The following is a 12285-nucleotide window of genomic DNA, read 5'->3' on the forward strand; positions in this document are numbered from 1 at the left end:
CAGGCATGAAATTTCTGAAACAAGTAGGCACCGCCATGGTGTCCTGGCAGGCGCTGACCCTGGTGGCGATCCTGCTGATCTCGGCGGCTGTCTGGTGGATCGGCCCGCTGCTGAGCTTTGATGGCATGGTGCCAATGGCCGGCGTCGGCACGCGCATCGCTGTCATTGCGTTGCTGCTGGCGCTGTACTTCTTCCTGGTATTCGGGTTGCCCGTGTTCTTTGTGGTGGCCACTGCGTTGTGCCTTTTGATTTGGCACGCCGGGCCGTTGCTGGCGTTCAATGGGCAGCACCCGCTGCAGGACACAACGCCGCGTTTGCTGCTGATTGCCATCATCGTGCTGGTGTCGGCTGTCTATCTGGTCTACCTGCTGTGGCACCGCATTCGCACGGACGAGGGGTTCCGCAACAAGGTGATGGGCACGGAAGCCAAGAGCGACGAACCCGTCGCCGGCGCTGATACCAAGGCCGTGACGGCCAGCGTGGAAGCCGCCATGCGCCAGTTGAAGGCGCTGCGCACCGGCAGCGGCCTATCAAAACTCTTCGAGGGGCGTCGCTACCTGTACGAGTTGCCTTGGTATCTCACCCTGGGGTTCGCCAGCGCCGGCAAGACCAGCGTGCTGACCAACGCGGGCCTGCGTTTTCCGCTCACGGGTGGCGCCGGTTCGCCATCGCAAGCCAATGAGGATCGCAAAGCCCCGGTATGGCGCTTCACCAACGAAGCCGTCCTGATCGATACCGTCAGCAATTACACCAGCCAGAACAACACGCCGGACGCCGTGCGGGCCGAATGGGAGAAATTCCTCAGCCTGCTGCGCAAGTACCGGGGGCGTACCCCTGTCAACGGTGTGGTGGTCACCGTCAGCGTGGCGGATCTTGTGGAGCAAACCGTACAACAGCGTGCGGATGAGGCCCTCAAGATTCGCACACGTCTGGCCGAGCTGCGACAGGAGCTGGGCATCCAGTTCCCCATCTATGTTGTGGTGACCAAGCTCGATCTGTTGAGCGGTTTCGCCCAGTATTTCCAATACCTGGGAAGTGAAGGGCGCGCGCAGTCGTGGGGCTTCGTTCTGCCTGTCGATCGCAAGGCCAAACGTAACGAAGTTCTGCCGGCGCTGAGCGAGCTGTGCCGCACCGAGATGGCCGCGCTGGAAAAACGCCTCGTCGCAGGCGAAGCCGATCGCTTCAACGAAGAGTTCGATGCTGGCCGCCGCAAGGTCCTGCTCGGCCTGGTTGAAGAGTTTGATGGCCTGACCGAACCCCTCGCGGACCTCGTCGAGCAGATCTTTGCAGATTCACGCTACGACAACACGCAGAACAAGGCCATGCTGCGTGGCGTGTACTTCACCAGTGCCGCACAGACCGGCGAGTCGGTGGTCGCTGCCAGCGACACGGTGGCCCTGCAAGTCCTGGATGGCAAGACACCCGGCGAGGCTCAGGCCGCGCGTGGCACGGTGGGCTCTGACAGCTACTTCCTATCGGACCTGTTCAAGCGCGGCATCTTTGCCGAGGCACATCTGGTGCGGCCCAACCTGCGTTGGGAATTCCGCTTCCGCCTGATGCGGCTACTGGCCCATACCGCAGTGCTGGCATTCGTCCTGTGGCTGGTCGCTGGCCTCTATACGAGTTTCGGCCACAACTCCAATTACCTCGACGTGGTCCAGGAGAAGGCCAAGGCCCTGACCGCCAAGGTGACCGGTTTCTACAAGAAGCCCGAAGCCGACGGTGTGCCAGACCTGCTGGCCGCAGCGCATGATCTGCCGGCGTTCACCAACCTGAACTTGCTGGACCCGTCACTGAGTTGGCGTTATGGGTTGTACGTCGTGCCGCCCGTGCTCGCCGTGTCCACGGCCACCCACGTCAAGCTGCAGGACAACCTGCTGGTGCCGTATTTGGTCCGTCGGGTGGAGGCTGTGCTTGCCGCCGCCGTCGCTGACCAAGACGCCAAGCTTACTTACGATACCTTGCGCGTCTACCTGATGTTGTACGACAAGACGCAGTTCAATGCCGCCGACGTACGCAGTTGGGTGCAGAACGACTGGGCAACGGGCGGCGCGGATGCCTTTGGTGGCCGAATCACCGTGGTCGAGCACCTCAACAGCTTGCTCGATGGCAGCCGGGCGATCCAATCGCCCTATGCCAAGAATGAGGCGTTGATCCGCTCCGCGCGGGATTTTCTGGACGGCAACACGTCGACCGAGCGTCTGTACGAGCGTGCCAAAGCCGCCATAATGGAAGAGGCCCCGGCCGATTTCACGCTTGTGCGAGCGATTGGCCCGCAGGCCGGCACGGTCTTTTCGCGTGCCAGTGGTGAGCCGCTGGAGCGGGGTATTCCCGGCTTGTTCACGTACGCGGGTTATCACAACCTGTTCAATGCCCGCCTGCCGGAGTTCGTCAACAAAGCGCAGGCGATTGACGCCTGGGTGATGGGGCGCGCAGGCGGCGCTCAAAAAAAAACGCTTGAGAGCACGGCTGGCAAGCTGACTGGCGACGACCCGGTCACGCGAGAAATCCGCCGTCTGTACCTGACGGAATACGCGCAGCGGTGGACAGAGTTCTTGCGTGACATTCGCGCACTCACGGGCAACAACCTCACCTTCGATCTGGAGGTGCTGCGCAACTTCGCTGCCCCGGACTCACCGCTCGCGCGCCTGGGGCGCGTCGTCGTCAAGGAAACGACCCTAAGCCAACCGGCCGAGCCCGGCGATAAGTCTCTGGCCGACAAGGCACTCGGTGCATTGGGCAACAAGACCGACAAAATCACAGGTTTTGCGTCCCGCGCGGAGGCTCGCCAAGAACGGGAATTGGTCGACAGCCGTTTCGCCGCCTTGCGCGAAGTCGTCACCGGACAAGCCGACGTTACCGCCGCCAACGCTCAAGCCGCCAACAACAAGCCGCGGCTGGACGCCATTGCCGGCATGGTCAACGCGTACTACACCTCATTGATGGTCGCCAGCAACGCATTGGAGACTCGCAACCTGCCGCCGCCCTCTGAGGCCGGCGCCCAGCTGCGTATGGAAGCCGCCAAGCTGCCGGCGCCGCTCAAGGAAGTGCTGGCCGACCTGGTGGTGCAGGGCACGCGCGACGTCAACAAAGGCATCGGCGACATCCTGGTCGCCCAGATGAATGCCGTCATCGGCGAGAGCTGCCGTAGTGCCATCGACGGCAAGTACCCCTTCACGCCGACATCGAAACAGGACGTGGATACCGAAGACTTTGCGCGTGTCTTCGCCAGCGGTGGCGTGCTGGATGACTTCTTCCAGAAAGTCCTGGCGCCGCACGTAGATACGACGATTTCGCCATGGCGCTACAAGCTGACCGCGCCCGACGTGCCGCCCGTCGCAGGCCCGAGCCTCGTTCCGTTCCAGCGTGCCAAGGAAATCCGCGAAGTGTTCTTCCGCGACCCTGGCGCCAAGAAGATGGCCTGGAAGGTCGACTTGAAGGTGGTCGAACTCGACCCGGAAATCGTTGAGTTGACGATGGACTTCGATGGCCAGAGCCTGCGCTACGTCCATGGCCCAGTGATCCCGCTCAAGGTGACGTGGCCCGGGCCGCGCGGCGGGCAAGGGGCCGAGATCACGGCCAGCCCGCGTGTTCGGCCCGAGACTTCGTCGCTCATCGCCAGCGGCCCGTGGGCCATGATGCGTGTGATCGCCAAGGGCAAGCTGGCCAACTCGGTGTCGCCCAGCCATTTTGTGGCTGAGTACGACTTCGATGGGCGCAAGGCCAAGCTCGACATCAACACTGGCAGCTTGGCCAATCCGTGGACGACTGGGCTGCTGCAGGGCTTCCAATGTCCGGGGAGGTCAGGGTGATGATCAATAGCAACGCTCAGGCCCAAAACCACATGCTCCGGCTCGCCCAACCGCTGTTCTGGCTGCTGGACGAACTCTCGCCCTCCCTGGAGTCCGCCGCTCGCCTGGACGCCCTCAAATCCGAGGTGCGTGCCAAGCTGGTGAACTTCAAGAAGGCTTGCCAAGCCGCAGCCCTCAAGGCCGACAGCGTAGAGGCCGTGCACTACTGCTTCTGTGCGGCCTTGGACCAAGCCGGCAGCCGCGTACGCGGGCGCGCAGATAGTCTGCGTGGCATCTGGCTACAGCACAGCCTGCTCGTCGAGTTCTACAAAGAGAATGGCAGCGGCCAGCATTGCCGTGCCTGGATTCGGAAACTGCAGGAGACACCGAACGCCAGCGGCAACGCACTCGAAGTCATCGCACTTCTGATCAAACGCGGCTTGGGCGACGAGCGCGGCATGCCGTTGCCAGAAATCCCGATACAGCATCGGCTAGTTGCTGCGCCGCCAGCCCCCCTGCCGACACCAACGCCTACCATCGCGGCACCTGCCGTGGCGACTGTTTCGGTGGCCAGCGTCGGCCGAGAGGCTCCTGAGGTGCTGCTCCTTCGCCAAGAGCTACCGCAGGAGCAGCAGCGTCGCTCACTGCTTCCCGTCATCGCAGCCTTGCTTGCCGGGGCACTGATCCTTGGCTTCGGCATCGTGATTTACCGGCAGCATTTGGAAAACCAAAGGCTCGCCAATAGGGTCGACGCCTTGTCTGCCCAGCTACACAAACAACAAGAAACGCTAGAGGAACGCATCTCACGCGCACTGTCTTCTGAAGCGGGTGCTGCCCCCGTTGGCATCAGCACCAAAGACGATCGAATCTACTTGGCTTTCAGCAGTGACCAAGGATTTGCCTCCGGCCGCGCAGACCTCACGCCCGTGCTGTCGCGTCAGCTTGACCGGCTCGCCAAGGTACTGGCGGACACCGGCGGCAAGATCACCATTCTCGGTCACACCGACGATGCCCCCGGCCCGCGAGACCGCATCGAGTCGAACGCCGCACTCTCCACGGCGCGGGCCATGGCAGTTGGGCAGCATTTGCAAGAGCACGGTGTCGCGCAGGATCGGCTGTCGATGATTGGCCGTGGCGCGAAAGACCCCGTCGGCGACAACCGTACCGCAGCAGGCAGAGCACTGAACCGGCGCGTAGAAATCGTGCTCGAAAACGTGCCACGTTGATACCAAGAAGCCGCCCCTGTGGTGAACCGGGCTACAGTCCACGCGCATAACCGCAAGCGCTCGAAGTAGCCGCCAGAGGGCGAGCATGCTAATGGAAAAAAAGACGCTCTCTACACCAGAAAATTCTGAGTCGCCGCGCCGGCGCCTACAAGACAAGGTGGCGCGACAACCTACCCAAAGTGGCCACGCGTCAACCGAAGACAACGCTCTCGCCACATACTTGAGTCATCTCTGGGCGGACCTGTTGAGCCCAAAGCCGCACCCCGTCCCTGACTGCCCCCATTGTGGTGGCCAGCATATTCGCTATCCGCAACGGACAACAATCGGGCGACTGCCCACGTTTTTTTGCCACGACTGCGAACACGAATTCACCCGGCTGACGCGGACTCCCTTCGAGCACATGCCGAATCGGGACATCGGCGCAGCCATCCTTCCACTGCTGCCCAACCCGATGTCGCTCCAGCAGGCTGGTGAACACCTTGGGCTGACACGGGAGGTGGTCCTTGCCTGGCTGCTTGCTTTCCGCAGCTACTTGCTCGATGTAGACCCATCAGGGGCCTTTGAAATTCAAGTGCGACTAGGCGACCATAGCACGCCGCCCGTGCAGTGTGCACATTGCGGATTCGACGGCAGCTTTACGTCCGCAGGCTTCGACAAGAAGGGGCGACGGCGGGTATGTTGTCCGCAATGCGGCCGCAAGCGCCCAGTGGATGCACAGCATGATGAAGCCTCCACGCTTGACGGCCTCATCGTGCGCGCCCCGATCGACGAGGCGGTAAGCGAAACCTCCATGCCGCGCGCCCCGAAGGAGGCCGAAGTCCCGCAACGCAAGATCACGCCGGGCCCGCTGGATCAGCAAGAAGACGTCGCCTTAACCGCTTTCCTGATGTCCTGGGTGCACGAGGCACTGAGCCCCAGCATCGCCGCTGGCCCTTGCCCGAAATGCGCCAGCGAACGGACCGCCTACTACGAGGTCATGAAAGCCAGCGGACTTCCCAGCTTCAAATGCCGGGACTGCGGAGGGTATTTCTCACGTATTACACACAGCCCGTTGCTTCGTGCCAGAGCGCGAACGCTCGCTCATCGCCTTATACCGATGCTGGGTTGGCGTAACACGGCAGAGACGGCCGCACGCGCGCTGGGTGTCAACGCAGCGTGGATTGAAGCATCGGTGCTCGCCTGGCGCAAACATCTCATGCGGCTAGACCCCAGCGGCGCCATGGAGTCGCGGGTGAGGCTTGACCTGCCGATGGACCTCTCCCCGCAGGTCCGTGAACGCATCAAGCAGCGCAATCGCTGGCTCCATCGCGCGTGGCGCAAGGGCAAGGACGGGTTCTCGGGGTTGCGATCCGACGGCTTCCTGATCCGGGTTGGGGAAACCGAGGGTGGTTGGTGTTACGAAGTGCAGGCCCTGCGGAAGAAGACGCGTCACAACGGCGAAGGGTTCCGTTCTATCGAAGAAGCGCGCCTAGCCGCGTTCGATTACGTCACGGGGCGCTTGTTCAAGCCGGATGAGGCGAAGCTGGTACGCTTCCTCTCAACTCAGAAGATGCTCGACCGGGCTTCAGATGACGAAAAAATCGCTGCCTGACCTGCTGCTCGAATTGCGCGCACTCGACGAGCAGATTCGTCGTGTTCGCCTCAAGGAGATCAGCGCCGAGACGATGGCATCCCGGTTTCCGGAAGCGTCCGCGGCCACGCGCAAGCGGCTGCAACAGCTGCTGGCAGCACCGCCACAACGGAATGGCATCACAGCAGTCGAGCATCGGAGTCAACTCTTGGCATGGGTGCGAGCCCTCGCAAGAACGCGGGGTGGGGTCTGCTTGACGTCCAGCTATCCGGGGCGTCATGTGCCCTATGAGCTTGAATGTGCGGCGGGACACCGGTTTGCCATGCTCATGCATGGACTGCGGCTTGGGCAATGGTGCCCGCGGTGTGGCCATGATCGCACCAAGTACTCGCTTGACCACGCACGCGCCGCTGCAGCGAAGCACGGCGGGCAGTGTCTCTCGGACCACTATACCGACAGCCGCGCGAAGCTGCGTTGGTGTTGCGACGCCGGACATACGTGGTCCGCGAGCTTTGATAACGTGTTGCAAGGCCACTGGTGCAAGGTCTGCCACTTCCAGAGCATCAAGCCCACACAACAGGACATCGACCAGGTGGCGAAGGCGCGAGGCGGGCGATGCCTGTCGTCCTACGTCGACAAGGAAACACCGCTGCAATGGCAATGCGCCGAAGGGCATGTCTGGAGAGCGCGTTGGTCGCACGTTAGCAAGGGGCAGTGGTGCCCCTCGCTGTGCGGTCAAGGCTCGGACCCGCACCATTGAACAGATGCAAGAGCTTGCGCGATCGCGGGGTGGACGTTGCCTTTCGACAGTCTACGGCGGTGCCCACGGCAAGCTTGAGTGGGAATGCGCCCATGGACATGTCTGGAAAGCTACCGCCAACAGTGCCTGGCGAGGAAGTTGGTGCCCGGAGTGCGCATGGGACAGCAGACGCATGGCCCGCAGTCGGAAGAAGCGCTAGAACGAGCCAATGGCGATGATGCCCGGTGAGCACCGAGCTCCTCGGGGCAGCGTGGCATCGAAGAACTTTTACCTGATCGGAAAGGTGTGAATTGCAGCGGTGCGCTGCCGTGGATCTTCGTGTCTGAGATGCAGCGCTAGGTTGAGGATGCGACGTGGGCGCAACCATATAGAATGCCTGGACTCTCGCGCTATCCGACGGCCATTATTTCAGAGATAAGGCGCGAGTTGGATCCCCGACTGCACCACCAAATCCCAGATGCCCAGCCTTTCCCGGCTGGGCTTTTTTCTGCCCGCCAGATCAGCATTGGCGCCGTTCAGGCCACCGTCTCCTGAACGCCATTGGCCGCGCTTTGCCGCTCCAGGCCGATGTTCGGCCCCATTGCCCCATTGCGTCATCTCGACCCGCCTCCGCCAGACCGGGGTCATTCCTCGTATTGAGAATAAATCTCATTTATGATTGCGCGCTTCCGCCGGGTGAACGCTCGGCTGCAGACAACACAGCGCATATCAAACGAGAAGCGAGTTATGAACAGCAAGGAGTGGGCGGCCGGCATGGTGGCCGCCATCATCGGCGTGGCGAACGCAGCCGACGCGGCGGCGCAGGAAGTGCAACTGCCAACCACCACGGCGACAGGCCAACGCCAGCCGCAGGGCTTTCGTGCCAAGCAAACGTCCACGGCCACGCGCACGGATTCCGACCTGATGGAGATCCCCTTTGCCGTGAGCAGCGTCAACGCGGAATTCATCAAAACGGTGGCCGCCGGACGGGGCGACGATCTGTACGACTGGGTGGCGGGCGTGTCGCGCCAGAACAGCTTTGGCGGTCTGTGGGACAACTACGCCGTGCGCGGTTTTGCCGGCGATGGCAACACCTCTGGCACCGACTACTTGCTCAACGGCTTCTCGTGGAACCGCGGGATGAGCGTGCCGCGCGACACCGCCAGCGTGGAGCGCATGGAGGTGCTCAAGGGGCCGGCCTCTGCGCTGTACGGGCGCGGCGACCCGGGCGGCATCATCAGCTACACCACCAAGCAGCCGCAGTTCAAAAGCGCCAACACCGTAAGCGTGTCGGCCGGCAGCTACGGCGCCACACGCGAAACGCTGGATTCCACCGGGCCGCTGTCCGACACGCTCGCCTATCGGCTGAACGTCATGAACGAGGACAACGGCAGCTTTCGCGACACCGTATCCAACAAACGCTACCTGGTGGCGCCCGGCTTTACGTGGAAGGCAGGGCCCGACACCATCGTCCACTACGAAATGGAAGCCGCGCGTCAGAGCGCCCCGCTCGATCGCGGCGTAGTGGCGGTCAACGGCCAGCTGGGCGCGATCCCGACCTCGCGCTTCCTCGGTGAGCCGCGCGACGGCAACTACGAAGTGCGCAACCTTGGCCACCAGTTGACCGTAGACCACCGCATCAACGCAGACTGGTCGGTCAACGCGGGCGTGGCGCAGCGCGATACCGATCTGTACGGCCGCTCGTCGGAGGCGTTCTCGCTGCAGGCCGACGGCCGCACGCTGTGGCGCCGCTATCGCAATGTCAGCTTTCACAGCAACGACCTGCAAGGCCGGCTGGAGCTGACCGGCAACCTGCAGACCGGCCCCGTATCGCACACGCTGGTCATGGGCACCGACGCCTACCGCTTCAACTACGATCAGTTCGTTCAGCGCTCCACCCCCACGGCCGCCGCGCCGTATGCCGTCGACATCTTCAACCCTGTCTACGGCCAGCCAACGCCTGCGCTCAATACCGCAACCAACGCGCTGGAGCACGACGAGGGGCAGGGCGCCTACGTGCAAGACACCCTGGCCCTGGGCGAACACTGGAAGGTCATTGCCGGGCTGCGCTGGGACAACTACCGCCAGTCGATCGAAAACCGCCGCACCGGCATCACCACCAGCCAGAACCAGACCGCCGCCAGCCCGCGCCTGGGCGTGGTCTACCAGTGGAGCCCGGCGCTTTCCCTTTACGCCAACACCGCGTATTCGTTCCGCCCCAATAACGGCATCGATGCCAGCGGCAACGCGTTCGCCCCAGAAAAGGGCCACGGCTACGAAGTCGGCGTCAAATGGGCGGGCGCCAAATGGTTGGCCACCCTGGCCGCATTTGACGTGAGCAAGCGCAACGTGCTGACCGCAGACCCGGCCAACAGCGGCTTTTCGCGCGCCGCTGGCGAGGTCCGCAGCCGTGGCCTGGAATTCGAGTGGAACGGCGAACTGGGCGGCGGCTTCCGTGGTATTGCCAACCTCGCGTACATCGATGCGGAAGTCACGCGCGATACCGTGCTCACGCCGGGTGCCCGGCTGGTCGACATCCCGCGCGTGAGCGGCAGCGCGCTGCTGATGTATGAATTTGCGCCCCCTGTCGGGCAAAAGGCCGGCGTGGGTGCGGGCGTGGTCTACGTTGGCAGCCGTGCGGGCAACACCGCCAATACGCAGGACGGCTTCCAGCTGCCCGCCTATACCACCGTGCAGCTCAACGGCTACGTACAGATCGACAAGCACCTGCGGGCATCGGTGGTGCTCAACAATCTGTTCAACCGCGCGTATTACGTCAGCTCGTACAACAGCCTGTGGGTCACGCCCGGCGCGCCGCGCAGCATTCTGGGCACGCTGTCGTATTCGTTCTGAGGTTCTGGTGGGCGATGGTTCCGCCATGCCACAACAGGGCCGTTATTCGGAGATCAGGGACGGGTTTCGTCCCTGATCGCGCCCCCGGATTACTGGCGGGGTTTGACAACCGATGCGCAAGAATCCGCGAAGCGTAAATGCTCGCGGGTTTTTTGCTCTCCCCATGTTGGGTGCAGACCTAATTGTCCTGCGCGCGCCGGTGTTGTGTTGAAGATGGGGAGAGTCCGTAAGTGCGCGCTCACAAGCAAGTACACGCCTAATCCTATTTATTTACGACGGAAGCGGCGCTCGAGGTTTCACGGCGATTTACTTGTGCACCGCTGGAATTCCGGCATGCTATACCCCTATTTGTGGCATTTCGCAGTGAGTAAATTCGTTGTACCGTAGGCCCCTGCGAGCGGATTTGGTGCATCTGTATATATTCCGCCGGCACATTATGTCTTGCATAAATTCGAGCAGATAACTAACAAGTCGCCACACAAAGGGGTGAGGGTCGTGGGAGTACAAGATCGCGATTGGTTCAGAGACCGTCGAGAGCCGCAGCTGGGCAATTCCGACTGGCAGAAGGAATACGCCCGCTGGTATGGCAAGCCGACCCAGGGCGCCAAGCAGGGCGTGCACTGGATCGTTTCCCTGATGGTGTGGGTAGCTGTTCTTTTGGTGGTCTACATCGCCGCGAAGCAATTGCGGCTCACTGGCAATGGCGCAGCCGTGCCGAGCCAGCAGGTCGCTTCAACACAGCCGGCCCCCATCGCTGCGCCGCCACTGCGCCAACCCATGCCCCCGATGCAGCAACCCGCAGCACGGGCCACCATGCCTGCGGCCGGCGTGAACAAATGCGTGATTAACGGACAGACGGTCTACACGGAAGCACCGTGCGGGCAGGCGATGCGCGCGCTCGTCGGCAATGCGCCTACCGAGGCGCCGGGCAACGCTCGTCAGCGTGAAATGGAAGAGGCTGCGGCAGCGGCGAAGCGAGCTGAAGAGCAACTTGCGCGGCAGTGGGACCAGCGGATGGCGCAGCGGGATCGGGATTTGGCGGCTGAGGCGCTTGCGGTTCAGCAGCAGGTTGCCGCCGTCAACGCGGAGTGCGCGCGGCTTAAGGCGGATCGAGATGGGATTTTGCGGCTGTCTGTGACTACGCAGCAGATGTCGCCGTGGCGGGATAACTTGAACTACATCCGTAAGCGGATGAATGAACTGCATTGCTGACGGTGTTGCCGGCGAGCTGTCGCAACTTGTTGCCAGACGGCGGCTTACCCACAAAGCGCCGAAGGGATCTTCCGGTACCCCTTCGGGTTCCCCCGCACAGCTTGCCAAGCAACGAAAAAAGCCCGCGATGCTGAGAGGCTCGCGGGCTTTCCCACATCTGGGCCACCATCAGCAGCCGCTCACCTCACTCCCCAGCCACCTCCACCTTCTTCCGTGGCCCCCGGCTAAACCGCGCCGACAGCGTCCGTCGCGCCGATTCCAACCCTTCCCCTTTGCCCGCAACCTTCAGGTACGTGTAGCCCTCCAGCGCGGCCGTCATCAGGTCACTGCCCATTGCGAGTTGTGAATCCTGCATCCTTTCCAGCAACTTCTCCATGCGGGCGAGGCGAGGGCGCAGGGTGTCAAAGCCCAACAGGTCACGTCGCATTTCCTGCAGGTTGAAATTGGCAGGAAGCACGCTGGGGTTGTTGCTCAGCAGTTCCACTGCCTGGCGGCAGAACGCTTCGGATTTGCTGCCCATCTTCATGAGCGTGCTGCGCTGCTCGACTGACAGGCCAATCAGGCCGACGAGCTTTTCTTCCAGTGTCTTCAGCGCACCGTCAATGGCGGTCAGGTCGGTGGCGCTGGGTTGAAACGAGATCAAGTTCTGAGACATTGCGTTCCTTCTAAAGCGGATATCAACGTCATGCCGATTGGCACAACCCGGTGAGGTTGGCTACCGCTGCGGCGTATCGCAATGCTGTACACAACCTTTGACGGGAAACCGCTCGCCCATGGGCGAGCAAGCCCGCTCCCGCCGTTCGAGTGTTGGAGCGTGAGGCGCGAGCCTCGGACTGTCGAACTCGACGCTCTGACACTGACGCTCGACCCTCAGACAGTGGAACGTGACCCTCA

At 62.5% G+C, this 12285-nt stretch carries 8 protein-coding genes; 6 read left to right on the top strand and 2 right to left on the bottom strand.

Annotation, left to right across the window (positions count from 1 at the left end):
* Positions 1–5 precede the first annotated feature (5 nt).
* The 4 genes from tssM (at position 6) to A6M56_RS21760 (ending at position 7347) form a co-directional block, all read left to right on the top strand.
* The gene (gene tssM / locus A6M56_RS21745) at positions 6–3812 is read left to right on the top strand and encodes a type VI secretion system membrane subunit TssM (protein ID WP_102080300.1); all 3807 of its coding nucleotides are present in this window, start codon (positions 6–8) and stop codon (positions 3810–3812) included.
* The gene (locus tag A6M56_RS21750) at positions 3812–5017 is read left to right on the top strand and encodes an OmpA family protein (protein ID WP_180964266.1); all 1206 of its coding nucleotides are present in this window, start codon (positions 3812–3814) and stop codon (positions 5015–5017) included. Before tssM ends, A6M56_RS21750 begins: the two co-directional genes overlap by 1 nt.
* A gap of 400 nt (positions 5018–5417) precedes the next feature.
* Positions 5418–6608 (top strand): DUF746 domain-containing protein, encoded by a 1191-nt coding sequence (locus A6M56_RS21755; RefSeq protein WP_180964265.1) that lies wholly within the window; start codon positions 5418–5420, stop codon positions 6606–6608.
* Complete coding sequence (locus A6M56_RS21760; protein WP_145997202.1) at positions 6586–7347, top strand: hypothetical protein; 762 nt, start codon at positions 6586–6588, stop codon at positions 7345–7347. Before A6M56_RS21755 ends, A6M56_RS21760 begins: the two co-directional genes overlap by 23 nt.
* Positions 7348–7755: 408 nt before the next feature.
* Here A6M56_RS21760 and A6M56_RS21765 read toward each other — a convergent pair whose 3' ends face one another.
* Positions 7756–7944, bottom strand: coding sequence for a hypothetical protein (locus A6M56_RS21765; protein WP_145997201.1), 189 nt, complete (start codon positions 7942–7944; stop codon positions 7756–7758).
* Between the two features lie 129 nt (positions 7945–8073).
* Between A6M56_RS21765 and A6M56_RS21770 the strand changes: the two genes are divergently transcribed.
* Complete coding sequence (locus A6M56_RS21770; RefSeq protein WP_102080297.1) at positions 8074–10179, top strand: TonB-dependent siderophore receptor; 2106 nt, start codon at positions 8074–8076, stop codon at positions 10177–10179.
* 495 nt (positions 10180–10674) lie between these two features.
* A complete protein-coding gene (locus A6M56_RS21775; RefSeq protein ID WP_102080937.1) occupies positions 10675–11391 on the top strand; it encodes a hypothetical protein in 717 nt (238 codons plus the stop codon).
* A gap of 184 nt (positions 11392–11575) precedes the next feature.
* Here the strand turns inward: A6M56_RS21775 and A6M56_RS21780 are convergent, their stop codons facing one another.
* A complete protein-coding gene (locus tag A6M56_RS21780) occupies positions 11576–12046 on the bottom strand; it encodes a hypothetical protein (protein ID WP_102080296.1) in 471 nt (156 codons plus the stop codon).
* Between the last annotated feature and the right edge of the window lie 239 nt (positions 12047–12285).

It is taken from the genome of Ralstonia sp. RL (genome assembly GCF_001683835.1).
Lineage (GTDB): Bacteria > Pseudomonadota > Gammaproteobacteria > Burkholderiales > Burkholderiaceae > Ralstonia > Ralstonia mannitolilytica.

Excerpts from the sequence above, each read along its gene's own strand:
- A6M56_RS21765 (WP_145997201.1), bottom strand. The coding sequence starts at position 7,944 with ATGACGCAATGGGGCAATGGGGCCGAACATCGGCCTGGAGCGGCAAAG.
- tssM (WP_102080300.1), top strand. The coding sequence starts at position 6 with ATGAAATTTCTGAAACAAGTAGGCACCGCCATGGTGTCCTGGCAGGCG.
- A6M56_RS21770 (WP_102080297.1), top strand. The coding sequence starts at position 8,074 with ATGAACAGCAAGGAGTGGGCGGCCGGCATGGTGGCCGCCATCATCGGC.
- A6M56_RS21755 (WP_180964265.1), top strand. The coding sequence starts at position 5,418 with ATGCCGAATCGGGACATCGGCGCAGCCATCCTTCCACTGCTGCCCAAC.
- A6M56_RS21760 (WP_145997202.1), top strand. The coding sequence starts at position 6,586 with ATGACGAAAAAATCGCTGCCTGACCTGCTGCTCGAATTGCGCGCACTC.
- A6M56_RS21750 (WP_180964266.1), top strand. The coding sequence starts at position 3,812 with ATGATCAATAGCAACGCTCAGGCCCAAAACCACATGCTCCGGCTCGCC.
- A6M56_RS21780 (WP_102080296.1), bottom strand. The coding sequence starts at position 12,046 with ATGTCTCAGAACTTGATCTCGTTTCAACCCAGCGCCACCGACCTGACC.